This window comes from Rhodococcoides sp. S146-33, from assembly GCF_059489205.1.
In genome coordinates this window covers 51,286-77,807 of sequence record NZ_JCAJWY010000001.1, presented here as the reverse complement: position 1 = coordinate 77,807, position 26,522 = coordinate 51,286, and the positions used below count along the sequence as shown (strand labels likewise).

19 protein-coding genes are annotated in these 26,522 nt (G+C 64.6%); 6 read left to right on the top strand and 13 right to left on the bottom strand.

The window, feature by feature from the left end; translation table 11 throughout:
* The first annotated feature begins 130 nt into the window (after positions 1–130).
* Together AC5WEY_RS00330 and AC5WEY_RS00325 are read left to right on the top strand one after the other, a co-directional pair.
* The gene (locus tag AC5WEY_RS00330) at positions 131–991 is read left to right on the top strand and encodes a CHAD domain-containing protein (RefSeq protein ID WP_495644212.1); all 861 of its coding nucleotides are present in this window, start codon (positions 131–133) and stop codon (positions 989–991) included.
* Between the two features lie 168 nt (positions 992–1,159).
* A complete protein-coding gene (locus AC5WEY_RS00325; RefSeq protein WP_495644211.1) occupies positions 1,160–1,702 on the top strand; it encodes a hypothetical protein in 543 nt (180 codons plus the stop codon).
* A 921-nt stretch (positions 1,703–2,623) separates the two neighbouring features.
* On the opposite strand, the gene AC5WEY_RS00320 is transcribed toward AC5WEY_RS00325, so the two are convergent.
* Positions 2,624–3,043 (bottom strand): hypothetical protein, encoded by a 420-nt coding sequence (locus AC5WEY_RS00320; RefSeq protein ID WP_495644210.1) that lies wholly within the window; start codon positions 3,041–3,043, stop codon positions 2,624–2,626.
* A 351-nt stretch (positions 3,044–3,394) separates the two neighbouring features.
* On the opposite strand from AC5WEY_RS00320, the gene mobF reads away from it, so the two are divergent.
* From mobF to AC5WEY_RS00300, 4 genes are all read left to right on the top strand, one after another.
* Positions 3,395–7,501, top strand: coding sequence for a MobF family relaxase (mobF, locus tag AC5WEY_RS00315; protein ID WP_495644209.1), 4,107 nt, complete (start codon positions 3,395–3,397; stop codon positions 7,499–7,501).
* Between the two features lie 419 nt (positions 7,502–7,920).
* Positions 7,921–8,877, top strand: coding sequence for a thymidylate synthase (locus AC5WEY_RS00310; RefSeq protein ID WP_495644208.1), 957 nt, complete (start codon positions 7,921–7,923; stop codon positions 8,875–8,877).
* A 35-nt stretch (positions 8,878–8,912) separates the two neighbouring features.
* On the top strand, positions 8,913–9,707 hold the full coding sequence (locus AC5WEY_RS00305) for a hypothetical protein (protein WP_495644207.1): 795 nt from the start codon (positions 8,913–8,915) through the stop codon (positions 9,705–9,707).
* A complete protein-coding gene (locus AC5WEY_RS00300; protein ID WP_495644206.1) occupies positions 9,685–10,629 on the top strand; it encodes an alpha-glutamyl/putrescinyl thymine pyrophosphorylase clade 3 protein in 945 nt (314 codons plus the stop codon). Before AC5WEY_RS00305 ends, AC5WEY_RS00300 begins: the two co-directional genes overlap by 23 nt.
* Here AC5WEY_RS00300 and AC5WEY_RS00295 read toward each other — a convergent pair.
* The 12 genes from AC5WEY_RS00295 to AC5WEY_RS00240 form a co-directional block, all read right to left on the bottom strand.
* Complete coding sequence (locus AC5WEY_RS00295; RefSeq protein WP_317566010.1) at positions 10,610–11,689, bottom strand: ImmA/IrrE family metallo-endopeptidase; 1,080 nt, start codon at positions 11,687–11,689, stop codon at positions 10,610–10,612. The two genes, AC5WEY_RS00300 and AC5WEY_RS00295, sit on opposite strands and share 20 nt — an antisense overlap.
* A gap of 483 nt (positions 11,690–12,172) precedes the next feature.
* Entirely contained in the window at positions 12,173–12,778 is a 606-nt protein-coding gene (locus tag AC5WEY_RS00290) for a DUF4913 domain-containing protein (RefSeq protein ID WP_495644205.1), read from the bottom strand.
* On the bottom strand, positions 12,775–14,622 hold the full coding sequence (locus AC5WEY_RS00285; protein ID WP_495644204.1) for a type IV secretory system conjugative DNA transfer family protein: 1,848 nt from the start codon (positions 14,620–14,622) through the stop codon (positions 12,775–12,777). Before AC5WEY_RS00285 ends, AC5WEY_RS00290 begins: the two co-directional genes overlap by 4 nt.
* On the bottom strand, positions 14,619–15,413 hold the full coding sequence (locus AC5WEY_RS00280; protein ID WP_495644203.1) for a methyltransferase: 795 nt from the start codon (positions 15,411–15,413) through the stop codon (positions 14,619–14,621). Before AC5WEY_RS00280 ends, AC5WEY_RS00285 begins: the two co-directional genes overlap by 4 nt.
* The gene (locus AC5WEY_RS00275; RefSeq protein ID WP_495644202.1) at positions 15,410–16,906 is read right to left on the bottom strand and encodes a putative type IV secretion/conjugal transfer ATPase; all 1,497 of its coding nucleotides are present in this window, start codon (positions 16,904–16,906) and stop codon (positions 15,410–15,412) included. The genes AC5WEY_RS00280 and AC5WEY_RS00275 overlap by 4 nt, the downstream gene beginning before the upstream one ends.
* Before the next feature lie 14 nt (positions 16,907–16,920).
* Positions 16,921–18,507, bottom strand: a complete 1,587-nt coding sequence (locus AC5WEY_RS00270; protein ID WP_495644201.1) for an SCO6880 family protein — start codon at positions 18,505–18,507, stop codon at positions 16,921–16,923.
* A 3-nt stretch (positions 18,508–18,510) separates the two neighbouring features.
* Positions 18,511–20,685: a hypothetical protein gene (locus tag AC5WEY_RS00265; protein ID WP_495644200.1), complete on the bottom strand. Its 2,175-nt coding sequence runs from the start codon at positions 20,683–20,685 to the stop codon at positions 18,511–18,513.
* A gap of 8 nt (positions 20,686–20,693) precedes the next feature.
* Complete coding sequence (locus tag AC5WEY_RS00260; RefSeq protein ID WP_495644199.1) at positions 20,694–21,428, bottom strand: DUF8175 domain-containg protein; 735 nt, start codon at positions 21,426–21,428, stop codon at positions 20,694–20,696.
* Between the two features lie 72 nt (positions 21,429–21,500).
* Complete coding sequence (locus tag AC5WEY_RS00255; RefSeq protein ID WP_495644198.1) at positions 21,501–21,914, bottom strand: hypothetical protein; 414 nt, start codon at positions 21,912–21,914, stop codon at positions 21,501–21,503.
* Between the two features lie 58 nt (positions 21,915–21,972).
* The gene (locus AC5WEY_RS00250; RefSeq protein ID WP_495644197.1) at positions 21,973–22,563 is read right to left on the bottom strand and encodes a hypothetical protein; all 591 of its coding nucleotides are present in this window, start codon (positions 22,561–22,563) and stop codon (positions 21,973–21,975) included.
* Positions 22,560–24,257, bottom strand: coding sequence for a peptidoglycan DD-metalloendopeptidase family protein (locus AC5WEY_RS00245; RefSeq protein ID WP_495644196.1), 1,698 nt, complete (start codon positions 24,255–24,257; stop codon positions 22,560–22,562). Before AC5WEY_RS00245 ends, AC5WEY_RS00250 begins: the two co-directional genes overlap by 4 nt.
* Positions 24,258–24,399: 142 nt before the next feature.
* Positions 24,400–26,502: a cutinase family protein gene (locus AC5WEY_RS00240; RefSeq protein WP_495644195.1), complete on the bottom strand. Its 2,103-nt coding sequence runs from the start codon at positions 26,500–26,502 to the stop codon at positions 24,400–24,402.
* Between the last annotated feature and the right edge of the window lie 20 nt (positions 26,503–26,522).

Genomic DNA, 26,522 nt, shown 5'->3' with positions numbered 1-26,522 from the left:
GAACATTGGCTTGGTGAGCTGGTGGAGTGTCTGGATGCGGCTCGAACCCTCGCTCCCCGGCGTGAATCCCTGGAGCGTGGGATCGAACCATGGTGGTTTCGATCGGTCCGCACTCGGGGCATCCATACCGATGACGACATCGACGAAATCTTCGACATCGGCGCGAAATGCGGGCGCAGCACCGGTCGCCGCGTACGTGCGCGAGCAGGTCAGTGCTATTCGAGAAGGAGATGCTGCGCTGCGGCGCGGCGAGGATCCGATCCATGCCATGCGCGTTGCGATCCGGCGACTCCGCAGCACCCTGCGGGTGTTCGCCGACGCCTTCGACCCGGGAGTCGCCACCGGTCTGGACGAGGAACTGTCCTGGTACGCCGGGATCCTCGGCCATGTCCGCGACCACGAAGTGCAGCGTGCCCGCTTCGCCAAGGCGGTGGCCGAACTACCCGACGAGTGGGTGCTCGGTCCCGTGGCGGCTGACATCGAGACCACCCTTGCTGCTGAACAGCGCAGCTACCGAGCCGACGTCGACACCGTTCTCATCGGTGATCGGTATGCCGCCTTGACCAGCGCCCTCGACACCCTCGACACCGCGGTGCGGTCACTCTCACGCAGGGACGTGACGTCACTGTCGAACAAGGCCGGCAAGAAGGCCCGCACGCGCTTGAGGTCCGCAATCGCGGGCGACGCTGGTGATGACGAGGCACTGCACCGAGCCCGAAAGGCGTTCAAGCGGGCCCGGTACGCTACGGAGCTGGCGACACCGGTGCTCGGTCAGAAGCACGCGAAAAAGACGGTCCGGCGCTTCAAGAACGTGCAGGAAGTGCTCGGCGAACATCAGGACAGCTTGGTCGCCGCGGGTTTTCTTCGCCGCCTCGGAGCTGCCGCGGGAACCCGACCCGCAGAGAACGGTTTCACGTACGGACTGCTGTTCGCCCACGAGCAGCAGGCGGCCGGAGCCGCGCGACGTCGAGCCCGCACACTGAAGCTTTGAGGTACTCGCCGAGCCATAGATTGTGGTTCGGGTCGTACGGTGTGCTGGTGGGTCTCGGTCTCGACGGTCGCGGGCTTGTCTCTGACTCGACGACGGCCGTGACTGCTGCCCTCGATGGTCGTAGCGAAACGTACTGCACCACAAGGGCTCGCACCGAGGAGAGCTGATGTGACCCGACGGAGATGGTTGATCGTGCTGCCTGTGGTGGCAGTTCTGGTTGCGGGTTTGTCTGTCTACTTCTGGCCTGAGCCCTCCCCGAAGGCGGCGATTGCGACGGTGCCGTCCTGTGTCGATGACCGTGAGGTGTCGAGCGGTGTGTTGTCGGGGGCAACGTTGAGCATTCCGCAGAGTCCCGAATTCGGTTCCAGACCAGCTGGCTTCACGGTCACGTCGGTGATGACATGCGCGAATCCTGGCGAACAGTTGGTGGAGGTGCCGTTCTACGCTGTGCGCCAGTTGACCTATTCCGGTGACGGCATCGATGAGGTGGCGGAAGCTTTCGCGGCCACGTCGTATCGGTGTCGGGTGTCGATCCTCTACTCGTGTTCGGGTGATTACCTCCCCCCACCGGTGGTGTGGCTGGTCGACGCGTCCGGAGCCGGATACCGGACACCATTTCCGAAGAATCATTGCGGTAGACCCGACACCGAAGCCTTCGACCTACTTCGCCGGATGGTGCCGCGAACAGATGACCTGGTCGCCGTGTCCTAAACGAATTGAAGCAGCGCACCAGTCTCCGGCCCGAGTAGAAACTGCTGGAGATCCGTCAAGGCATGGCAGGGATTCCGAGCGATATCGTGGCGTGGGGACCTGCCGTTCGGTCGAGGCTGCGAGCTTCGCCGCTGCCGCGGTCAGGCTGGTGTGGAGGCCTTCGGCCTCGCCGGTCCAGCCGTTGTTTCGTGCTTCGTCGAAACGATCTCGGAGATTGGCGATGATTGCGGTCAGCCTCGTTCGAGCGGTCGGGTCGACCTGCTCGCTGGGGTCCGTCGACGCGATCCCGAGTGCGCGATTCGCAGCGAAGCGAAATTTGCTGCCGCACCGTTCGATGCACCTGCGTTGCCGCGCTGGGTGTGCGAGTGGGCGCATGACCTGAGGACCTGACACGCACCCACAGCTCGACCGTTGCGCGGCAAGAGCGAATCAGGACGAGCGCTTTGATGCTGACGTGGTACGGACCCGTGAACACGCATGGAGCAACATCCGGACCACGCCACAAGCGCGCTACGTGACGAAACTTCGACGAGCTGTAAGAAAGTGCTGCGCAACGCGCCGCCGACGGCAGCAACGACGAGTGCAACCACGATCGACGAAATAATTACATAGATGCGAAGCGGGCCCCCGGCGATAACTCCCGTTGCCCGCATTGGAGCGAACCGCCAACCTGTCCCGCACATCCCAGCGCGCCGCAGCGCTTTCACGACGATCAAGTCGATGGCAACAAGCGCGATCACGAACGTTCACCTCCTACCGCAAGCCGAAATCAACACCAATCCAACGACATAACCACGTCGCCGTAACTATGTTTAGTGGGCGTGCGCTCTCGTTGCGTTCTCGAATCACAGTGTGTTGCAAGGAGCTAAGAACCTTCGATGTGTGCGGGCGTGAAGCTTGCGGAGCTAGCCCGCTCGTTTGTCAGGCGATCCTGCGCCCGCCCTCTCCATCCGCCGCCGCGTCTCCATCTATCGATGGCGCTACTGCCGCAGTTGATGATGAATCCTTACGGCTTTCGAAACTCTCCTCCGTGCTACCCGTGTCATCCTCTAAAGCTGGACCAACATCGGGCCTGGCGGTCGCATGTGACACCATCGCCGTTTTGACTAATCGCGTTGCTTCCGGCACTGAAAGATCAACCAAGGCAGCGATACTGGCGTATGTTTCGCCGCGCTTCTTGAGCTCGGCCAGTGCTCTTGCGCGTGTCTCATACGCCGCATCGAGTTTGGTTTTCGCGTCCCGCCGCAACCGCTCGATCCTTTTGGTCATGTCGTCGTTGATCTTTTGTTCGTCGCGGGTGGCATCGAAATATGAAATCAAATCCTGTTCCTGATTCTTCAAGTGCAACTGTGCGTCCGACAGTCGCTGCGCATTCGCCCGTCGAGCCCGTTCCCGAGCACTGACCGGTCCACCGTTTGAGGGAGTCATACCCGACAGGATACCGCCGACAGGCTGGCTCCGGAAGAGTCGTGAGCACGCGGAGTCGCATCGATTGAGTTGTCCTGCTTGTTCTTTCGTCCCTCCTAGTCCATGCAAGTTCTGATTCGTCCGAAATCTAGATACTGTTGACTTCAGATTTCCTGTATCCCTTTGTAAATCGCAAGACCGAACGCCACACACCTCTTGCACTATTAGTGTCCATGGGCGGAATCTGCGTACTATCGCGACTGTGCCGCGCGATTCAGAAGCAGAATGCGAGCGAGATCGGCCCGTGAGATCTCGTCTCTCACCGCCTCGTCAGCGGCGGTGCCCGCGATGATGACCGTACATGCGCTGCACGCAGGGGACGGCTACACCTACCTCACCCGCGAGGTCGCCAGCGCCGACATACGCCTCGAACGCGGCCAAGACCTCACCGACTACTACGCCGCTGAGGGCACCGAACCCGGCATCTGGGGAGGACGGGCCTCGGCCGAGCTCGGGGTGTCCGGATACGTCCGCGAGGACCAGATGAAGGCGCTGTTCGGTGAAGGCCTGCACCCCGAAGCCCAGGCGTTGATCGAGGCCGCTGTCCTCGACGGTACGAAGGCGAACGCGGCGATCGAGAGCATGCGGCTCGGCCGCAAGTTCGCGAGCTTCCGCAACGAGGTGCCGCTGCTGAAACGCATCCGCGCCGAGATCGACAACGACCGCGCCGCCGGCGGAAAACCGCTCACCGCCGACCAGTGCCAGCAGATCCGCTACCGCGTCGGCGCCGACGAATTCCACCGCGAAGTCGGCCGATCACCGGCCAGCGAAGCAGAGCTCGTCCGCTACATCGCCTCGCAGCAACGCCGCGAACGCCAACCCGTCGCCGGCTACGACTGTGTGTTCACTCCACAGAAATCAGTGTCCGTTCTCTGGGGCCTGGGCGACGACGACACCCGTGTCGCGATCGAGCGCGCACACAGGGCCGCGGTCAGCGATGCCATCGGCTGGGTCGAGGACAACGCCTCCTACACCCGCGTCGGCAAAGCCGGTGTCGCACAGATCGAATCGACCGGCCTGATGTACACCCGGTTCGATCACCGCGACAACCGCAACGGCGACCCGAACCTGCACACCCACGTCGCGATCTCCACCAAAGTGCAAGGCGTCGACGGCAAATGGCGCAGCCTCGACGGCCGCGTGCTGCACAAGCTCGCCGTCGCCGCATCCGAGCGCTACAACACCCTCATCGAGGAGTACGTCACCCGCGAACTCGGCACCGTGTTCGCCGACCGACCCGGCACCGGAATCAACAAACGCGCCGTCCGCGAAATCGAGGGCATCCCCACCGCACTGCTCAGCGAGTTTTCCCGCCGCGACGCCATCGAGTCACGGCTGGAAAGACTAGTCTCGAACTACCGCAAGACCCACGGCAAAGACCCCTCGACCGCGATGCAGATGCGCCTCGCCGACCAAGCGACCCTGGAAACCCGCAACAAGAAAGCACCCCCGAAATCGCTCGGTGCCCAACGCGCGGAATGGCGCGAGCGCGCGCTCGACGTCGTTGGCCGCCGCGCCCTGAACTCCGCCTTGAAGACGAGCACCGGGAACACGATCACCGTCACCGATGCCGCTGCGATCGACCACCGCGAGATCGCCCGCACCGCAGTCGCACGTATCGCACAGCAGCGCTCGAGTTGGAATCGCTGGCACATCCAAGCCGAAGTCCAACGACAACTGCGGCCGCTGGTGTTCGCGACCGCGGCCGAGCGTGACGCGGTCGCCGAGAAGGTCACCGAAGCCGCTCTCGGCGCGGAGTCGATCCGATTGACTCGCCAGGTCGACGCGGCCCCGGCAGCGTTGCAGCGCAGCGACGGTGCGTCGATCCTGACCGTGCACGGCAACGAGACCTACACCAGCGCAGCGATCCTCGCCGCCGAACACCGCCTTGTCGGTGCCGCCCACACCCCGACCGCGGTGATGGCACCTGCCCACGCCTACACCGCCGCCCTCGCCGCGCACACCCAACGGCTAGGCTGGCACCTCGGCGCGGACAAGAAAGCACTCGTCGAGCACTTCCTGTTCTCCGGTGCCCTCCTGGCTGCCGGTGTCGGTCCGGCTGGCACCGGCAAGACCACCGCCATGCGCGTCGTCGTCGACGCCTGGCGCAGCACCGGATACGACGTGATCGCCCTCGGACCGTCCGCGAAAGCCGCCGGCGTTCTCGGCGACGAACTCGGTGTCACCGGCCGCACGATCGCCGACGTTCTCACCCGCTACGAGAACGAACTCGACACCGGCATCACCCCGGGGTCGATGGTCCTCGTCGACGAAGCTGGCATGGCCTCGACGCACGCTCTGGACCGGCTGACATACATCGCCGCCGAGCGCGGCGCAGTGGTTCGGTTGCTCGGTGATCCGCAGCAGCTCGCCGCCGTCGATACCGGCGGTGCGCTGCGCTTGGTCGCCGGGTCGAGCGCGGCACCGGAACTGGTCGACGTCCATCGCTTCCGCGACAAGGAAGAAGCCCAGATCTCGCTGCGACTGCGCGACGGTGACACCTCCGTCGCGGCCTGGTACGCCGCGAAAGACCGCGTGCAGCACGGCATGGCGGATGACCTCGCCGAGAAAGTTTTCACCGCGTGGGCGAAGACCTCGGACACCGAGACGACGTCGCTGATGATCGCCAGCAGCAACCATGCCGTCCGCGACCTCAACGACCGTGCCCGCGCAGAGCGACTCGCCAAGGGACTGGTCAAGAAGGGCGGAAACGACCTCTCCGACGGACTGCGCGCCAGCGCGGGGGACCGCATCGTCACCCGCCGCAACGACACCAGCCTGCGGGTCACCGGCACGAGGGGGGAACGAGTGCGCAACGGCGACCTGTGGACGGTCAAGACCGCACACCGCGACGGCTCTCTGACTGTGCGCCACCTCGAACACGGCGGGCGCATCCGCCTGCCGGCCGAGTACGTCAAAGAGCATTGCGAGCTCGGCTACGCCGCCACCATCCACCGCTCCCAAGGCATGACCGTCGATCAGGTCCATGTCCTCGTCGACGACACCATGAACCGGCAAGCCCTCTACGTCGCCCTCACCCGAGGACGTGACGGACACCAGCTGTACGTGCCGATCGACCGCATCGTCGACCCGCACCTGATCCACGTGCATCCGGACAAGAAGATTGCCGATGAAGTCGTGCGGACCATCATCGGCCGAGACGGCTCGGACGTCTCGGCGACCGAGCAGCAACGCGACGCCGCCGTCGCGCACCGCAAGCTCGACTACAACGTCGGCGGATACGAGTACGCGGGCGAACTAATCGACGCGCACCGCATCGAAGCGATCGTCCGCGAGAACATGGGTCCGGAACTGGCGAACACGATGATCGCCGAAGCCGAATGGGACACCTTCGTCCACCTGTACCGCCGCGCCGAGCAGCTCGGCCTCGACGCCGCCCCCACACTCGCCGCCGCCCGCTCGCAGCGTGAACTCACCAGCGCCGACTCCGTCTCCGCCGTGATGCACTGGCGACTCGAAAAGCGCATCGAGAACGGCGCAGAAGAGATGCATGCCTGGGCGCAAAGCATCGAACCGACGCTGCGAACCCAGTTCGGTGAGCACGCCGAGACGATCCTCGGCGACGAAGGGGCCTGGCCCGACCTCGCCGCGCACCTGCGCAATGCCGAACGCGCCGGCAAAGACCCCCACGCGGCGATCGTGGAACTGCGCCGTGGTGTCACCGACCCCGACCCGAGTGCAGCGGATCTGCTCGACGACGCCGAACGACGCTGGCCCCTCGGCCGACAAGCACGCGACCACAGTGCCCCGAGTTGGGTCCTGCCGCCGATGCAGGACCGGGAGGGAATCGACCCCGAACTCGTCGCCTGGAGCCGCCGCCGATACACCGAGATCGCCGAACGCACCCGCGAGCTCGGACAGCACGCCGTCGACGAACAACCCGCCTGGACCCGCCACCTCGGCGAGGTTCCCGACTCCGGCGGTGCCCGACTGCGCTGGCAGATCACCGCCGGGCAAGTCGGGGCCTACCGAGAACAATTCGGCATCGACACCGACCGCACCCTAATAGGCGACCGACCCGAACACGGCGAAGCGGCCCGTGCGTGGGATCAGGTCAACGCCCGCATCAAGACAGTCACCGCACCCGCGTCGGTGCCCGCACACGCAGGCCCAGGACAGCAGTCGGCACCGGCTCCACAACCTGCGAAGCCCGATCCGATCATCGACACGGACAGGGCGCGACGAGAGGCCTCAGAGCAACGCTCGGCAGAGCAACGCCGCCTCGCCGAGCAACGCAAAGCCGAACGCCGTGAACAACTGCGCCAGCAACAGGCCCGCCGATCCGGGCCGACCCGTGGACCACGTCTCTGAGACCGACTACCCGCACCTTCCGCCGCCAGTAGTGCCACCGAGCCAGAAGCATCACCACGCCAGCAACACGTCCCCTTGCGTGGACCGGCCGTTGAGCGCCAAGAACGCAGCCCGACAGCGGCCATGGAAAACACGTCTAGTCGTGGTGGCGTTTGTCCAGGGCACATTTATGAGGTGGACTGTCCATCTAAGGTAATACCCGAATTGGGGGATGACGGCGGGCGGTGATTTCGTCGACACGCTTCAGTTGCCATTGTGGAAACCGCATACGTTTCGTGATGGGTGAGTTCGACTCACCACGGCAATGTAGCTCGCATCCCAACCTTTACCTTCAACCCCGATAGGATTTCTACGGAAGTAGAGGTGCGCTTAGCCCAAGGAGCGCACCGCCGAACTGAGGTCTCGATCGGAGTGTCGTTGTGGCGTTTTCGGTGTCGGATAGAACTCTCGACGACTTGTTACGTCATACATATAATGAGCTGGTTGCTTCTGGTGCCAAACTTTCGGCGACTCGCGGATCTACACTTGAGATTGTCGGGGCCTCGCTTGAGTTGGAGAACCCGCTTGCCCGACTGAGCCTGTCCGAGAGTAGACGCAGGTTAGTAAGCGGCCTTGCCGAGCTCAATTGGTATCTGACCGGTACCAGTGACACAGGCACTATTACGCATTATATACCAATATACGCGAACGAGATTGAATCCGATGGATCTATTCGGGGTGCCTACGGTCCGAGGATTTTTGGCAACGGCGACAACAATCAAATTCGGAACATTATCGAGCTGCTAAAAGAAAAACCACACACTAGGCGCGCTGTCGTTCAAATTTTTGACAAGTCGGATATAAGTAAAGGTAAACGGTTTAAGGATATCCCGTGCACTAGTACGATGCAGTTTTTACTTCGCGATGGGTGTCTCAGTCTAATAGTCACTATGCGCTCAAACGATGCATACTTGGGGCTACCGCACGATATCTTTGTTTTCACAATGATACAGGAGATCGTCGCCAGAAGTTTGAATTGCGAGTTGGGACGCTATATTCACAATGTGGGTAGCCTTCATTTATATGAAGAAAGGTTGGATGACGTGGAAGCATTTCTGAAAGAGGGATGGCAAAGCACTGATTCGTCAATGAAGCCAATGCCAAGCGGGGCTCAATGGACCTACCTTGAGCAGCTGTCTGCCGCAGAGGGGGAGCTAAGATCGTCGGGAAGTTTCGATGAGATCAACCTACCTTCGCACGCTTACTGGGCAGATTTGGTGCGAGTGCTTGCCCATTGGGAAGCTGCCAAACGGGGGAATACGGCCTACGCGGGCAGGATGCAAGATGCAATTACTGACGGGACGCTACGGGAATTTGTCCGCGTCAAATCGTCGTAATTATTTCAACTACGTAAGCGAGATGGTTGTCCAAGATGAAAAATATTCTCGGTAGTTTAATCGAAGAATTGTCCCAATTTGAGAACGATGATGTCATTCGGTGGGCTTGCCCGGTGCCGTTTTTCGGCGACTTGCCGAATGCGCGTATTGCAACGGTAGGGATAAATCCCAGTAACCGCGAGTTTGCGGACTCAAGCGGCAAAGAACTGCGTGTTGAAGACCGGAGGTTGGCGACTTTAAACTCGCTCGGTCTTTTTAGCTGGGACCAGGCATCGGAAGCTGAGGTGACCGCTGTGAGCTCGGCATGTCGCCAATACTTCGATCACAACCCCTATGCGCAGTGGTTCAACGTACTCGACCGGTTGTTAGGGTGTGCGGGCTACTCGTACTACGGTGGAGAAGCTTGTCATCTCGATTTGGTGGCTTACGCAACTCGTACTAAGTGGGGGTTGCTCTCTGCCGCTACTCGAGAGCGAATGCTTGCTGATGGGAGGGCGAGCTTGGCTAGCTTATTAAGGGACAGTCGCCTGGAAACGCTAGTCTTGAATGGCCGCTCGGTAGTCAGAGAATTCGAGCAGATGGCGAGAACCGAATTCTTCCGTGTGAAAGTGGATGGCTGGGAGCTGCCGCGAGCGACCGGCCGAGCTGTTGACGGCTACAGGTACGAGCAGAAAATTTCATCCATCGACGACTTTGATCTCGGTCGAGAAATCTCTGTTATTGGTTACAATCACAATCTACAGAGTAGTTTCGGAGTGACAAAGGTAGTGATGGAAGGCATCGGACGAGAGCTGGGAGAGGGAATTCGTGGTTTTGCGACCTGTAGTTAGACCGATTGACGCTTTGGAGGCGGACAGGCTGGAGGATGCCATACATCGGTACACCGCCAAGACGCGTCCACTTCCAGGTATTAGTGACCCGGACAGTGCGCTTGCATTTTTGGGCCAGCTCATCGAGAGTGGTCACAGGAGACGATATGCTGAGCGCCAAAGTGCTCGGCTTGCGTCGGCGCGCGTACTTGACGCTTCCTCGGGGGCTTTCGATCCAATAATGGCGGCGGTAAGAGAAAGCAAGCTAGGCAATTTTGACAACGCGTGTTGGTTAGTTTTTCTGTCTGTGCATTTCGGGCGACCCAGGCAGACTCAATGGTCCCTTGTTTCGGAATTCTATTCTAAGCTCGGCCAAAGTGGTGTGTGGGATTGGCGGGCCGTGCAGTCAGATGTGGGGGCTGTTCGCACATGGCTGGTCAGCAATAATGCTGAGCTGCATACACGAGGTGGAAAATTTGGCAATCATCGAAAATATGAGAGTCTGAATGGTGTTTCGGCGGGTGGTACGGGAGAAGTGATCGAGTCATACGTCGATTGGATCGGTGGTACGCACCAACATCGTTTCGCATCCATTGTCGGACCGACTAGTGCGCGTAAGGCTGCTTTCGGGTTGCTTTATGAGTCTATGCAGGCGGTGGCGCGATTCGGTAGAACCGCACGTTTTGACTACTTGACAATGCTCGGGAAGTTGGCTTTGCTCGACATTGAACCGGACAAGGCATATTTTGAATCTAAAGCCGGGCCAACGAAGGGCGCGAAACTCCTCTTTAGCGGGTCGGCAGACGCATCTATTTCAAATAAAGACTTGGAAGTCTGGACTGCTCAGCTGTGCGCAGAATTGCGTCTAACGTTCGATGTTCTGGAAGACGCGCTTTGTAATTGGCAAAAAAGTCCGAGCAAGTTCACTTCATTTCGAGGTTAGAGTCGTTCCATCTGTACCGGCGTTTTAGCCGGTTGAGGCTGTTTTGGCTGACCGCGCCAAGATGTTGTAAATGCCCAACAATAATTCCTGGAGATACTTGATTCTCAACTGCGATTCGCACCGCATCACGAGTGGTTAGTTTCTTTGGAAGCGGGGGGATTGGGTTTGGGATCAGTGTCGAATTCGCAAAAAGATCGGCAGCGATCTCTGTAGGGCTTCCTGTATCGTCATCCTCCAGATCCAGAAATACCTCATCTAGATTGTGCTGTAAAACGTGTGCAGCTTCATGGAAAAAACTGAACCAGAAGTGGTCGTCTGTCAAGTGCCGTGCAGTCAACTGAATCAATGGGTTATCGCGGTAGATTCTGGCCGCGCCGCTGGCTGGGCAGCCGCTCGGTGCACGAACTACAACCACGGCGACGCCTGCTCCGGCGCAGATCTCGCTGAGTCTAGGAGCGAAAATCTTAGGGTCCTTTTGACGTGTCAGTCGTCTTATTTCTGAAAGGGACTCTTCAAAGCGATTCGCGTTGTAGCGTTCTACGTTGCCAATCTCGTCTGCCCTCTTTTCGCAAGCCCGGAACCAGGCAGTGGTTGCTGCGCCGTTTATGGAAAATGTGGGGGAGCGTCTGTAATGCGCTGATTGGAATTTGTCTTCGTAGCGCTCTTTCCATTCGTCAGGGGAGTCGACACCGAAAAAGTCCAGGCACTGGTCGATCTGTGCATGCCAGTCAGAAGTACTCTCGATCCAGCCCAGTTCTGCCATTTGGCGAAGCGGGAATTCCTGCGTCCAGCGGTCCGCAGCCACGCGGACAAGGTCTTCACGGTACTGATTTTCCCGAGCCAGCCAAAACTGTTGTGACGCGCCGATTGCGGCAGAAAGACTTGCTGCAAGCTGCGGTGTTATTGCTGTGCGGCCGTGTAGAAGGTCTTCCATGCCTCGCGACGTGAGGTTGAGACGCGCCGAGGTCCGCTCAAAATCAAGCTGCTTTTCGCTCATGACTGCGGTGATGGTCTCTCCCGGTGCCGACGCCCATCTTGGTGCTAACCCGTTTTGGCTCACCGTTGACTCCTCTTGATTGCTACGAGTCGGACACGACCTACACGGATCCAGTCCGCGTTGCCATCTTCGTCGACTCTATCGTCTCGATGATTGGGCACCCAGGTCATCGTCCAATCGGGCCCGAGGTCGACTGCCAGAATGTCCTTGGCCGAGCCCAGAAGTCGCGGATGTCCGGCTAGGAGGTCGTCTATATGTTGCGCGGCGCGAAGGTCTGCGAGACGGTCTCTGAGCAGTGCGGCAGTCTCCGGCCCGTACGCTTTCGCAGCCTCAGCAGGCGTCTCGCACACGGTGCGGAGTCTTGACGTCTCGAAGGCAACTATCATCGGCTGCCAGACTACATACAGTGTTGCTTGCACTCAGGCGGGTCTGTGCCTTTTCCTGTAGTTCATCCGTCCGAATCCGGAGCTCGCTGGCCCTGTGCCCGGCTGTTCAGCGCGTTGGTGCCAGTCAAGAGGACGATGCTTCGTCAGGATCCCAATTTTCTCAGCCAGCGGGGACCCACCGCCGTCTGAGAGGGTCGAAAAACCAGGTCGACTCGTCGAAATAGACGGACGTGATCGGATCTGATGGGCCGCCTGGCGTTGCTATTCCGGACGAAATGGCCGCGTTCATATCGTCTGCCGAAAGAGTCTGCAGTTCGGTCTCCGCGTCGGGTTCCGGCCGTTCTGGACCAAACCGGTTATCGATGTCGGCGGCGACGAACTCCTCGATGCCGGCAAGGGTGGCCGGCGGCAACGGGCGGTGCGCACACCGATCGTGGGTGCAACTGTCGAAGTCCGAGATGTCGCGGATGCGCGCCATGAGCGGCCGGAACCACTGGGTGTGCCAGGCGGTGAGGTCGTCCCGGTACTCGTCACCGCGGTAGTAGGCATCGGTCCATGCCGCCATCAGGGCGCTCAGTTCCTCGACGACGGGATCATGGCGATACCAGCACGGCGGGATCTTGGTGCCGAGCTCGTAGCGCTCCCGCAGCCACGTGGTCCAGTCGATCAGCTCCGACCACAGGGCCCGAGCCTGCTCGGCATCGAGATATCGCCAGGTGAACCGCGACGGCACCAACTCTTCCTGCTCGCCGCCCGGTACGGTCACGACAGTGTCGTCCCGTCACTGACCTTGTCGAGCACCACCGCGCCGGACCGAAGCTCGGCACGAGGCGCGGTGCCCGACGCCACGATCTCGTCGAACACCTTTTGCGATTGCAACACCGCGGCGCGTGATTCCTTCACGTCCCACACCGTCGGCAGATGCACCAGGATCGGCGGGGCAGTGCGGTAGATCAGCAGCCCTTGATCGGGGTCCATCTGACGGATCTGCGCCGGCGACATCACCGGCACCTCTCGCAGCGTCGGGCCGGACTGGGCGTTTCCGGAGGGCTGCCACTCGTACCGGTCGCCGAGCATCTTCGAGATCGCCTGCAGCTCGTCGCCTTTGAGGCCGGGCAGGATCAAGCGGGCTGGGGAGTTGTCGGCGAACATCTTGCCGGCGACCGCGCCCCAGCGGAGCTTGTTCTGCTCCTCGTTATGGGCGTAGGCATGGATGGTGATGCCTCGGCCGCCCGAGTCCGACATCAGATCCGGCAGTCCCGGGATCGGGGCGACGTTGTTGACTTCGTCGAGCTCGAACCGGATCGGGGGATCGAATCGGCCACCGGGCAGGCTCTGTGAGTGGCGATCGGCGAGGTAGTGCACTTCGCTGGCCAGGGCCGCGATGAACGGGGCCGCAGAATTGTCCTTGCCTTTCGACACCAGATACAGCGTGTCCGTGCCGGATCGAATGAACTCGTCGATGTCGAACGACTCGCGCATCGGCACATCGACGGCCTTGAGTAGTGCGGGGGAGGCGAGCGGGGCGAGGAGTCGGCTGGCCGCGCCGATCATGTCGTCGGAGGAGTCCGATCCGGAGTCGAGGATCTGGCCGAGTTCGGCTTCCCAGCCGGGCATCGTCCGCATCAGGATCTCGCGTGGTTCGCGGCCTTTGCGCGAGTTCACCCACACGCGCAGCGTGGCCAGATCCGCACCGCTGATCGCGGCCGCGTGCAGGTAGCAGCGCAGCAGCACCACTGCCTTGTCCTCCCAGTAGCCGCCGTTCTTGGTGTCTCCCATCGGCATTGCCGATACCAAGCTCTGCGCGCGGCGGATCGCCACGTCCGGATCCTGGCAACCGGAGAGGATCGACCAGCGGATCGGGTCGGGCCATCCGGTGATGTTGTCCGGATCGAAGATCGACACCCGCCCGAGCGCCGCGCGGTGCTCGTACGTCGCCGAGATCAGATCCACTTTCGTCGACGTCACCAGCAGTGCACCGGGTGCGTCCATGCAGCGCCGATACGCCACACGCCAGGTCTTACCCGACCCGGTGACGCCCTCGACGAGCATGCAGTCGTTCTGCTTGATGTAGACGACCCTGTCGGGATCGACCATGTTGCGGCCCAACGCGATCGCGACCTCGCTCGCGTCCAGTCTCGAGGCCCGCGTGCCCTTCAACGACGAACGGGTGGCGACGGCAGCGGTGCGGACACTCTTCTCGTCGATACCCGCCCGGGCGAGCTCACGTCGGCCGGCGAAACCACGTTGCGCCTGACCGCGGTGGTGCTGCCAGTCGTCGATCTCGGAGCTGATCCACAGCGCGACAGCGGTATACAGCGCACCGAGCACCAGAATGCACACCCAGGTCACCCACGCCGGACCCGGCTGCGCGGTCGCCGGCCACGCAACCGCGGGGTCCGACGGGTTCGTGGCCAACCCGCGGAAGATCGAGAACAGCTCACCGAAACTGGTGGGCATCGCGATCACCTTGCCCGACACCAGCGAGGAGACCATGCCGCCGCCGGCGACAGCGAACACCAGCCCCACGATCAGAGCGGCACCGACCCAGACCTCGGACGGAACGAACGGATCGCTGGGCCTACGGGGAGGGGATTGCATCGCACTCATCGAACTGTCCTGTCGTCGGTGGAAGGGACACGGCGGGAATAGCTTTCGAGCACGTGCAGCTCGGCGGCGAGACCGACAGCGCAGTCCGCGTCGCCCACCGGGTCGAGGGCGGCGAGGTTGGCTCGTAGTCGGGTGATCCGGATGTAGCGGGCCACCGCGGCGGCGTCGGTCTCGGAAATCGGGTCGGGATGGGTGATCTCGTACCGCCCCTGGTCGGGGAGGTATGTCACGGTGGCCGGGCTCCGTTGGCCACTGCGCTCGGTGATCGAGCGGGCGAGGTCGTGCGCGAGGCGGTGCGCGAGGTCCGGTGCCCATTGTCCGAGCAGCAGCGTCGAGTACGGCAGCGGGTCGGGCCGGGTCGAGAGCACGCGCACATCGACGCCGGCCTCCACTCCCACGCTGCCCTGCCACTGGATCGGCAGGGTGACCTCATCGACGGCGGCACGGAGGTACTCCGGTGCCGGTATCCGCGCTGTGCGGACTCCGGCGCTGTAGATCGGGATGGTGGCGAGTGCGCAGGCGATCTCACCGGGGGTGCCGGACACACAGACGTCGTCGTCACCGTGGCCGGTGGGGGTGCGGGTGATGGTGAGGGTGGTGTCGGGGTGACCGGCGTCGAGGGCTGCGGCGTGGGTGACGGCGAATCGTGCTGCGGCGGAGGGGGATGCGAACCGGCCTTCGCTGCTCGAGCAGGTGTCGTCGGCGTACCCGATCGAGGCCGCGGAGCTCACGCGCACGTCGATGGTGCGGGAACGTCGGGCCGCTGACGATGAGGGCGATGAGGTGCTCATGCTGGCTTGACTCCTTTCACGGCGGCATCGGTGTCGGTGAGGGCGATCTCCTGCGGGGAGCGGACGTGTTCCATCAGGATCGGATCGGACGAGCCGATCTTGACCAGGCATTCGCCCTGGCCCAGGCCCATGATGATGTCGATGGACCCGGGCGGGAGGTGATACATCTCGGCTGTCTCGCGGGCGTCGTCGAAGCGTTCCTGCGCGAACAGGAACACGATTCCCGCTTCCTGCATCAGGGCACGGGCGGGGGAGTCGTGGGACATATCCGAGGGGTGATGGAAGGCCGAGACGGTCGACAGGCCCAGTCCGCGGGAGAGTTTCATGTTCGACCGGAACACCGCGCCGGTCGATCCTTCGGCGACGTGCCAGCCTTCCTCGACGATGAGGATGGTCTGCTTGGACACCGACGAGCGTGCCGCGAGCAGGTTCGCCAGCCAGGTGTTGATCACGGTCATCACCACCCGCAGCGCAGGCCCTTCGGTCGGCAGCGCGGAGACGTCGAAGTGCGCGAAGGGGTGCTCGAGCGCGGCGCGGACCTCCGGGGAGGTTTCTGCGTCGACGAGGCCCTTGAGGTCCCGGTCGACCAGACGCAGCAGGGCCAGGCCCGGCTCGTAGCCCCATTCGAGGGAGCGCTCGGACCAGCGGTCACCGAAGTACGTGCCGTCGTCGGTGGACGGCTCGACGAGGCGGCGGGCGAGATCCTTGAGCACCGGTGCGCGACCGGTCGCGGCGGCGTCGGCGTTGACCAGCTCCAACGCTCGGCCGACGGCGCTCTTCTCCGGGGTGGTCAGCGGGCGTTCCATCGTGTCGGCGAGGACGGCGAGCACGAGGGCTTCCTGACCGGCTGGGGTGACACCGTCGAGGCCGCCGGCATGTTCACCGCCGGTGGTGATCGCCGGGTCGAGCAGGTTCAGTCTGGCGCCGCCGCCACCGGTTTTGAACCGGACCGATTCCACCTCGAGGGTGCGGGCGAAGATGGAGTACTCGCCTTCGCTGCCCTGGCGTTTCTTGTCGATGACCACCACCTGTCGGCCGAAGATGATCTGCCGCCACAGAAATGCGGTCTTGATCATCGAGGACTTGCCCTTGCCGATGTCCCCGACGACGCAGACGTTGATGTTGGAGATGTCGGTGCCGTAGAGCTCGAACGGATCGGTGATCACCAGATCCTGGGAGATCCGGTTCAGGCCGGTCACCGCTCCCTGGTGGCGGGCACTGCGGCGGCTGATGGCCAGGTTCAGCGCTTCGGACTGCCTGGTGGTGCTCCACGCGCCTTCGGAGCGGGGTTCGTACCAGCCGTAGCGGTCGAGGAGCGCGAACCGCCGAGGTGGCTTACGGCGGGCAATCCGCTTCGGGACCGCCTGCGCGGCCTCGAGGACGGCGTCGACGTCGCCGAGTCGTTCGCGATCGCCGCCGAGCAACCGCGGGCGTACCGGTTGCTCGGTCGCGGCCGGTCGGGTGGACGGACGACGGGTGGTGTGTTGCGGCATCGAAATCTCCTGGGCTACTTGGTGTAGCGCGTCACGGCGAGACCGCGAGCGAAGGGCAGGGTGGTGAACAGGGCGACGTCGTGCGTGTCGTCCTGCCAGGTGATGGTTTTGATCGCTGATTCGTCGGCGGCTTCCTCCACGCGCATGCAGGCCCGCTCGAGGTCGTCTTCGTCGCGGCCGGTGACCGCGACCGCGAGGGAGTAGATGGTGCCGTGATGGCCCGAGCCCGGCATCAGATCGGTGCGTCGACGCCCGGACGCGGTGGCCATCACTTCGGCCGAGCCGTCGCCGGTGATGCCTTTGCGTGCGGCACTTTCCTGCGAGGCCCGGTCCTGGGTGAAGTCCTGACTGGCCGCTTCCCGGGCGACGGCGTCGGGCACGAAATCGACTCGGACACTGACTGTTCGGATCGTCGGTGAGGGCGGGTTCTCGTCGTCGCCGATGTCGGGGGCGACCCCGGTCAGCAGTGGCGCGAGCCACAGCGGGCCCAGCGGAATGGGTTCGATGCTCGCCGGCGGGAGGAACCCGACACGGGTGTGCCAGCGGCCGGATACCACCACCGAGTCGTGGCCACCGACGTAGGAGGGCCAGCAGTTCGACCACCGAGCCCCTTGGTGGCGATCGAGTGGGTTCGACGGGTCGATGAACGCGCGGATCAGCGCGCAGGTGCGCTGCTCACCGAGGACCTGGACGCGGCCCATGCCGGCGGCGACGAGTTTGCTCACCGCGCGCATCGTCTCGTCGCGGATCACTTGGGCGACACCGCCTTCGAATCGGGCACCTTTCCCGCCCGCAGCCCGCGCGGCTTCGGCCTCGAAGTGGTCGGTCTGGGGGAATTTGAGCACCACGTACGCCCGGTGCTCTTCCGAGTGCGGCCGGATGGTGTCGATGAGGTCGCCGTAGGACTCCACCGGTGCCCGCAGACGCATGTCGCCGAGCTTTTCGACCTCCCGCTCGACCCAGTCCTCGTGCATGGTCAGATCCGCGGGAATGGAGCGGTGGATCAGCTGCACTCCGCGGATGAGCGAGGTCTTGCGGGCCATCGAGGCGCTGAACAGACCGAACTTCTCCGATGTCGTCGCCCAGGCCGCGTCGGTGCGCAGCCCCCCTGCCAGGCCCTGCACGGACAGTACCACCGTGTAGTAGGCCCGCTCGCCGGGGTTGGCGGTGCGGACGATGAACATCTCGTCCAGGCCGGTGCCGGCGACGTCGAGCGGGGCGGTCCGCCCGAGCGGCACCGGGTACTCCCAGCCGGGGTCGAGATCGGTGATCCCGTAGGCAGGGTCGTCGGCGTTGCGGTAGACGTGCTCCCCGCGCCGCATCCGCGACCAGTTCCGCAACCGGTGCAACTGCCGCGCCGCCAGGGAAGCGTCGCCGAATTCGTATGTCGAGGCGAACACCCCGACGTAGAACACGGCCACGAGCCCAACGGTCATCGCGCCCCCGCCCGCGGCGAAGTAGTAGACGACGCCGATGATCAGAGCGGCGGTCCAGGTGATGAGCACCGGTGCCGAGATCCCGGTCATGCCGCGGCGCGCGATCTCACCGCCCAGGATGGAGGTTCTCTGCTCGCTGTCGTGCTCGACGGTCTCGGTCGACATCGCTTACCTGCCTTCGGCTTCGGACGGTGCGGACTCGGCACTGGATTTGGCTTTGTTCATCGCCGCCGCTGCGGACTGCGCGGCGATCGGCACCGCTGCTGCCCCGGCCGAGGCGACCGTCGCGGCCGATCCCGTCGCGAGCTTTCCGCCGAGTCGGCCGGCCATTCCCATGGTCGAGCGCTTCGGTGTCGACGCCCCGCCCTTGTCGGCGCCGCCGCTGTGGGCGGCCCCGGTGGTGTGGCCAGAGATGGAATTGCTCGACGGGGCCGAGTGCGCGGATCGGGTGGCCTTGTCGACGCCGTCGCCGGAGCGGGTCGAGCGCGGTGTGACGGTCGACCCGCCTCCGCCACCACCTCCGCCGCTGCGGCTGCGGAACAGGGCCGAGCTGCCCACGCCTCCGATCACACCACCGGCGACGGAGCCACCGCCGCCGAACCCTTCGGAGTCGGCCTTGGTCGGCAGGATCGGTGCCCACTTGAGCATCGCCCACGGTGCCAGGCCGACGACGACCATCGAGGCCCCGACGAGCACGAGAGCGCCGAGCGAGGTCAGGTCTCCCGAGCCGCCGCCGCCCGAGAGCAGAGCGTTGTTGGCCCCGGCGAGCACGATCGCAATGAGCAGGAACAGCATCGGCTTGCTGAGCACGATGCCGACGAACGTGAAGAGTGGCCGCAGCGCTTTGGTCCGCCACGTCGGGTGCACCCACATGCCGTAGCCGATTCCGGCGACGCACGCGGTCAGCGGAAGCCCGATCTGGTGCATGAGCAGACCCAGGTAGACCGACATCGCACCGAGCAGCAGGATGCCGAAGAAGACCAGGCCGACGATCGAGCCGCCGACGACGGTGTCCTTGTTCAGCGTGCCCATCGTGGCGTAGATGTCCTGCACCATCTCGGTGATCGTGGATCCGCTGAAACTGGCGATGCCCTCGGTGAGCACTGATGCGAACTCGATCACCAGTTGAGCCAGGGCCAGGGAGAACAGCATCATCACCACCCCGGCGGGCATGTAGCCGAAGACGTTGGCCACCAGCTCCGACGGTGAGCCCTTGTGCCGTGATCGCATGATCGCCAGCAGGACCGCCAGCGACATGACCATGATTCCCAGACCCGTCGATCCGGCGTAATAGGTCACGAACCATTGCTGGGTGGGATCGAAGTCGCCGGTCGAGGTCAACCCACGCAGTACGGCGTCGGTGAGCGAGAGGGCCCCGCTCTTGGTGGCGTTGACCCAGTCGTCGATGACGGTGGTCGGATCGGTGACGAAGTCGACGACGTCGTTCGCTGCTCCCGAGATCCAGGAGAATGCCCGCAGGTAGGCCTTGCCGAGCTTGTACTGCGGGGTGGCGGCGATGACCTTGCCGAGGGTGTCCTCGAGGCGTTCGGTGAACGAGGTGTTCTTGTCGATCCAGTTCGCGGTGCCGGCGAATAATCGTCCGATCGACAGATTCCAGTCCTGGCAGCGGCTGGCATCTGCCCGTTCGGCTTTCGAGCAGTCGACGAAGAACGCGTGCATGCAGTACTGGTCGCCCGAACCCTGCGAGCACGGGTCCGACCAGGCGGCGTCGGGCACCTTGTCGGCACCGGGCAGCGCTTTGATCGCGGTCAGCGAGTCCGCGTCCGGGCTCTGCGCCCAGGCGAAGCCCCACGTGCCCCATTCCTTGGTGCCCCACCGGGCGAGGTCCTCGGCGCAGGTTCCGGTCGGTGGGTGAAAGCTGGTGTCCCCGGCCGGGAACACGGTCGGCAGAGCGTCGGCGGGTGGTTCGGTCCCGTCGGCGACGGCCTGACGGGTGATCTCGGCCGTGGCCTGGGCCTGAGGGTCGCTGCCGACCGCGCCCGGACCGCCGAGCATGACGGCTTTGTTCTCGTCCGATGCTGTCCAGTACAGGAGCCGGTTTTCGTTCGTGAGTGCTTGGGAGATATAGGTTCCCAGGTCGCCGCCGTGGTCTGCGCAGTTCCCCGTGAACCAGGGCCCGCTCCGAAATTCCTCGGTACCGCCGATGAATTTCTTGAGATCGTCCGGGAAGTGCGCGGGCAGCCTCGATGCCGGTTGTTGGGCGGTGACCGCCCCCGGTGCGGGAGCGGGAACGGCGGAAGGCTGGGCGAGCGCAACAGCGGGTGATCCGAACAGAGCCACCAGTGCGGCGGTGACCGCGATGAGAACGAGACGGCGAATCATGTTCTCTCCTAGTCGATGTAGAAGGTGTAGTACCCGGCGGTCAGTTGACCGCCGAGCGCGGAATCAGCGGCCGGGTAGGAGGCGTCCTCCGGTCGCGGGCCCTGGCGGTAGGACCAGTCCTTGGCCTTCCAGTCCCCGTCCTGCCAGACCAACGAGATGTCGGTGGTCGCCCACAGAGTGCTCACAGCGACGGTGCCGGTGTTGTTGATGTCGGACTGGGTGGTGGTCATCGACCACACCGAGATCTGCGCGGCGTCGGTGCTGAACGAGGACACGTGCACCGCGGCCGGCAGGGTGTTCATCACGTCGCTGCTCTCGTCGCGGTTGCTGCCGAGTTCGATCTCGCGGGCCAGTTCGGCACCGGGGTCGGTGGCGATCATCGTCGAGCGGACATCGTTCATGTCGATGCGGCCCTGGCTGGCCTGATCGAACGCCTGGAGCACGTTCACCGCGGCCGTCGATGCGCCTTGGGTGTCGCGGGTGTAGCCGCTGGGGACACCGTTGTTCACCGTCGTGGGTCCGTGTACTGCGCGGATGGCATCGCTGCCGCCGGTCTCGTCGGAGCCGCCCGACAGACCGACCACGATCACCGAGACGACGGCGAGGATCGCCAGGGCGATGGCCCCGAGAATGATCCAGCGTTTGGACCCGGACTTGCTGTCGGAGTGCTGATCACCGGAGACGGTGCCGGTGTTGGGAGAGCTGGGGGGTTCGGCGCCGACGTTGCGGTAGTCGATGGCCATGATGAGTGCTCGTTTCTGCGGACGGTGCCGCGTCGGGGAGGAGGGGAGAGTGGTGGTCAGATCCGCGATCGGCTATGCGCCGGGCTGGACGAGGAGCAGGACCGCGCCGACGATCGGAGAGACAGCGGCCACACCGCCCAGAATGATGAGCGAGAGCTTGAGATCCTCGCCCGCTTCGCTCAGATCGCTGGACATGTTGCGTTTACGCGCCTTCCTGGAGCTGAGGAACGAGGTCAGCACCCACAGGCCGGCGAGGGCGATGCTGGCTCCCCAGATCGCCGCGAGCAGGCGCTTCCACGTCTGGTTCAGAGCGGGACCGAACAATCCGATATCCGGGTTGACCCCGTCGAACGGGTTGACCGCCTGAGCGGAGGCGACTCCGCCGGCCAGCACGGTGAACGCGGCGGTGAGAGCGAGGACACCGAGTACACGACGAGCTCGGCGTGGGGTGCGGGTCGTGGGTATGGTGACGGATTCTGTGTCCATCGGGGGTTCCTTTCCGAAACGTGTTGTTCTGCAGTGCCAGTGGATAGATGAGGCGGAGCTATTTGTCTTGAATGCGGCTCACCTCCCAGCCGCCGGACCCTCGCCGCAGGATCATCGCGACGACCCGCTCGCTCACCGGCACCCCGACGATGTGTTGGGTGACGCGGTAGGAGCGGTAGGCCGTCGAATCGGTCTGCGGGGGAACGGGTTCGTCGTCGACGACGAGGTCGGGGGTCAGGACCGCGCCGCGCGCGGCCCAGTCCAGCCACTGCGCACCGGGACTCGATTGCGCTGTGGTGGAGGTGATCTCGCGCGCGTACTCGGAGGTGAGCAGCGGTGCGGTGCGGGCTGCGGCATCGTTGGGTCCGGCGTCGACGGAGGTGTTCCAGGTGAACCAGACCGTCAGCGCCGTGGTGGCCACCGAGTCCGGGTCCTGCCGGTCCACCCCTGCAGCGATGTCGGGCAGCGTGGTCGCGGCCGCCGGCGGGGTGCGGGTGGGATCGCTGCCGCTCGGCGGGGGCGTACCCGGTGTCCACTGCTGCGCCGGGATCGACGGGGCATCGGTGCTGCCGGTGTCCTGGCCACCGCACGCGGTGAGAACCGCTGCGGCGACGAGCAATCCGGTCAGGGCGGTGCGGGTGGTTCTCATCTGAATCTTCGTGCTGTCAGGCCGCTCGCGGGCGGGGTCCAGTCCGATACCTTCACGACGTCGCCGGACTGCGGTGCCTCGACGACCTTGTTTCCGCCGAGCCAGATGAAGATGTGGCCCGAGTGGGGTTGGATGATGTCGCCGGGAGCAAGCTCGCCGGGGGTGGCGATCACGCGGCCGCGGCTGTCGGCGATCTGCGCCGAGTCCTGGTGGGGGAGCACGATCGCGCCGCCGGAGGCTTGTGCGACGGCGTAGAGGACCAGTCCGGAGCAGTCGAAGCCGACCTTGTCGAAGTCGCCGATCATGTCCGCGCGGCCGCCGCCGTCGCTGACACCGCGGGTGGGTCCGTTGCGGTCGCCTCCGCCCCAGGCGTAGGTGGTGCCGAGCCAGCGCATCGCGGCCGCGACGACGTTCTGACCGAACGGGCCACCGGGGACGATGCCCGGTGTGGCCTGGGGGACGGCGACGGAGAACGCTTCTGCTGCGCGGCGGGGAATCTTCGCGACGTAGTCGAGGGTTTCGGCGTTCTGGCACACCCGGCCCTGCGAGAGGGTCGCGCCGGGCCCGCAGTTGTACATCGACAGGTACAGCTCGGTCAGGTCGCCGCTGACCTTGCCGGCGGCGAGCAAGTCCTTGGCGATGCCCGCCAGCTCGCAGTCGTAGGCGGCTTGGCTCATCACCGCGTCGGCGATGCTGCGGGTGTCCTTGCGGCCGTCTCCGTCTCCGTCGACGCCCTTCGCGGCCCAGGTGGCGGGCATGAACTGCGCAGGCCCGTCCGCGCCTGAACCGTTGTTGTGGGCGTTGACGTCGAAGCCGCCCTCTTGTTCGAGCTGCGCGGCGACGACCGGGGCGGTGACCTCGGGGCACACGGTGCCGGCCTTGACGATCCACGGCTCGAAGTCCGCCGGCACCGAGCCCGGTCGCAGTCCGGTCGATCCGGCCGGGACTCCGCAGCCGGGTTTGATCGCGGCGGCGAGTTTGACCGATCGACTCGATACGCCCTGCGCCGCGACACCGGTGGTCGGGGTCGTGGGGGAGGTGCCGGCCGGTCCTGTCGCGAGGACGTCCGCGGTGGCGGTCGGGGCGGTGGCACCGGCGGCGGCGAGCCAGGCAACGGGATCGACCGGGCTCGATCCGGATGCGAGGCGCGTGCCGGGCCAGACCTCGAAGTGCAGGTGGGGGCCGGTGGACTGTCCGGCGTTGCCGACGGTGCCGATCGGGTCCCCGGCTTTGACGGTCTGGCCCGCGGTTACCCCGACGCCGTCGTCGTTCATGTGGCCGTAGACCGTCGAGAGCGACTGGCCGTCGACGGTGGTGTCGATGATGATCCAGTTGCCGAACCCGCTGGCGTGTTCGGCCTTGACGACTGTGCCGTCGGTGGCCGCATAGATCGGGGTCCCGGTCGGGGCGGAGTAGTCCTGGCCCTGGTGTCCTTCGGCGTCGCCGGTGACCGGGTTCGTGCGGGCACCGAAACCGCTCGTGGCCTGATACGTGCCTTCACGCAGCGGCATCACCACTGTTCCCGAGTGCGGAGCCACCACGGCCGCGCCGGCCGGTAGACATGTGCCTTCGTCGGCCGGCGGTGTGCGATCGCCCGAGAGGACACCGAACATGCCGATCGCAGCGACGGCGGCGATCAGCAGCAGGCTCAGTGCGCCGGCACTGCCCTTGCTGCCCTGCTGTGATGCTGCCATCGGTGCATGTCCTCACGAATCGAAAAGATGATCAGTGCCCGCCCGGACACCGGTGGTGTTACGCGTAGTTCGGTTGTGGTGCTGTAGTTTTCGGCTGCTCTGCGTCATGCCCGCCCGGCTGCAGAGCCTGCTCGGCGGCTGGTCAGCCCCCGATCTTCTGGGTGAAGAAGTCGATGAGCCATTGCAGGGCGCTGCGGCCGGTGGAGTCGACCGTGAAGTCGCCGTAGGACTGGTGAGCACCGGAGGCGAAAAAGGTCGCGGCGTCGATACCGGCACCGACGAGCTCGGCCGCGTCCCCTGCGCCTGGTGAGGAGGCCAGTGAGACGAGACTGCCTGCCAGACCGGCGAAGTCGCCGCTGGAGGCTTGCTGGCCGATCGCTGCGGACTGTCCGGTGACCTGGGTCTGCGCGCCGAGCTGGTCGGGGCTGGTCTTGGAGGATCCAGTGAGCACTCCGACCGCGACCGAGGCGAGGTCGAGCCCGATGGGCAGCAGCTCGGCGGCGGCCGCGAGGTTGCCGGTTTCGAGGATCTTCCACGCGACTTCCTGGATCGCGCCGACATCGTTGGCCAGGCGGATCACGTCGACGTTGCCGAGCAAGCTCAGCACCAGGGAGGCGATCTGCGCCGATCCGCTGGGGTCGGGGATCATCGCCACCAATGCCGCGAGGGTGTGCAGGTCCACCCCTGCGGCCATTTTCACGATCGGTGCGAACTGGTTGTTGAGGTCCCCGGCGATCTTGTGCGATCCCGCGACGTCGAGTGCGGCGACCTTCTGCGGCAAGGCGATCAGGTTGTCGACGATGCCTTGGTAGTCCAGGCTCGTGAAGCCGGTCGCGACGTTGACGACCTGGTTGACCACCGTCTTCGGCTTGAGCAGCGAGAGCACCTGCGTTGCCGAGGTCAGCGCATCCGGGGACACGGACTGCAACGGTGCGACCTGCCCGCTCAGGGTCGACGCGGTGCCGGCGAGGCCGGCGGTGGTGCCGGTGCCGCCCAGCACCGACGAGGCGGTGTCGGCGATCGAGGTCGCGGTGCTCAGGACTGCGGGAATGTCGATCTGGTCGAGGGCGTCGAGCACCGTGGAGGTCTTCGCTTCCGGTGATCCTTCCGGTGCGGTGTCGAGAGTCGAGCGGATGCCGGGGTTTGCGGCGATCACTGACTGCACATCGGCGACCGGTTCGAGGGTGTTGAGCAGAGATGTCGCCGAGGCCCCGACGCTGGCGACCTGCGACTGAGTGCGGTTGGTTCCCACCGAGTCGGGCAGGGTGGCCACCCGCTCCCCGAGGGTCGATGCGGTGTTCGCGGCTCCGGCCAGATCGACGCGGGAGAAGTCAGAGACCAGCGACGACGCAAAATCGCTGACCGAAGCCGACTGCGCCGGCGTCGTCCCGGCACCGGTGACGCCGCCCTGCGCCGTCGTCGACGGCGCTGCGCTACTCGACGGTGCTGCGGTCGTCGAGGGAACGGCGGTCGCTCCGGACGCGGTGAGGCCGGTCTGCCCGCTTACGGTGGAAGTGGCCGGGTCTACGGGCTTGTTCGCCAAGACTTTGCCGAGGCCGGCGAGCAGACCGTCCTTACCCGCGTTCGTCGAGCAGTACAGGTCGGTGGGATTGCACAGCTGCTTGACCACCGGTGCCAGAGAGCCGAAGCCTTCCGGCCGGACCCCGCCGATGCCCTGACCGTCGACCTTCGGCCCGACGACGGTGCCGCCGGCGGTGCCCTGGTGCGGATCGGCGACCAAACCGACACCGAGAATCCGGGCCGCGGGAACGACGCCGCGTCCGTTGCCGATCTCGGCGGCGATGTCGCCGGCGGCGTCCGCGCCTTGGGAGTAGCCCGAGAGCAGGAATTTCGATGTCGCGCACGCCGAGGTGAGGATGTTGTTGATCGCGCTCTTACCGGTCTCCTTGCTGTCGGCGTAGGTGCGGCCCTTGTCGAACGCCGACGCCGCGTACGCCGGGTAGTAGACCTCGATGTCGTTGCCGTACTTCTGTTTCAGGGCGTTGCCGACGGTGGCGAGCATCCCGACCGGGGTGCTCGGATTAGCCGCGGCATTGGTCTCCCACGTACCCGGGGCCATGATGGCGACGTAATTCGCGCACGAGGTCGCCGCCGTCGCCGCCGGTGCGGCGTGCGCGGGGACGGTGCCCGCGGCCAGGACCACCGCGGAGACGACGACGGTCAGCGCCGACAGTGTCCGGCGTTGTCCTCGCCGCGGGGTGGTGTGCGTTCTCTGGCCGGTCATGGTGTTCTCCTCGTGTCCTC

Coding starts and splice junctions, on each gene's coding strand:
- AC5WEY_RS00265 (WP_495644200.1), bottom strand. CDS start 20,685: ATGATTCGCCGTCTCGTTCTCATCGCGGTCACCGCCGCACTGGTGGCT.
- mobF (WP_495644209.1), top strand. CDS start 3,395: ATGCGAGCGAGATCGGCCCGTGAGATCTCGTCTCTCACCGCCTCGTCA.
- AC5WEY_RS00330 (WP_495644212.1), top strand. CDS start 131: ATGACGACATCGACGAAATCTTCGACATCGGCGCGAAATGCGGGCGCA.
- AC5WEY_RS00255 (WP_495644198.1), bottom strand. CDS start 21,914: ATGGACACAGAATCCGTCACCATACCCACGACCCGCACCCCACGCCGA.
- AC5WEY_RS00270 (WP_495644201.1), bottom strand. CDS start 18,507: ATGTCGACCGAGACCGTCGAGCACGACAGCGAGCAGAGAACCTCCATC.
- AC5WEY_RS00275 (WP_495644202.1), bottom strand. CDS start 16,906: ATGCCGCAACACACCACCCGTCGTCCGTCCACCCGACCGGCCGCGACC.
- AC5WEY_RS00285 (WP_495644204.1), bottom strand. CDS start 14,622: ATGAGTGCGATGCAATCCCCTCCCCGTAGGCCCAGCGATCCGTTCGTT.
- AC5WEY_RS00305 (WP_495644207.1), top strand. CDS start 8,913: ATGAAAAATATTCTCGGTAGTTTAATCGAAGAATTGTCCCAATTTGAG.
- AC5WEY_RS00280 (WP_495644203.1), bottom strand. CDS start 15,413: ATGAGCACCTCATCGCCCTCATCGTCAGCGGCCCGACGTTCCCGCACC.
- AC5WEY_RS00240 (WP_495644195.1), bottom strand. CDS start 26,502: ATGACCGGCCAGAGAACGCACACCACCCCGCGGCGAGGACAACGCCGG.
- AC5WEY_RS00250 (WP_495644197.1), bottom strand. CDS start 22,563: ATGAGAACCACCCGCACCGCCCTGACCGGATTGCTCGTCGCCGCAGCG.
- AC5WEY_RS00260 (WP_495644199.1), bottom strand. CDS start 21,428: ATGGCCATCGACTACCGCAACGTCGGCGCCGAACCCCCCAGCTCTCCC.
- AC5WEY_RS00245 (WP_495644196.1), bottom strand. CDS start 24,257: ATGGCAGCATCACAGCAGGGCAGCAAGGGCAGTGCCGGCGCACTGAGC.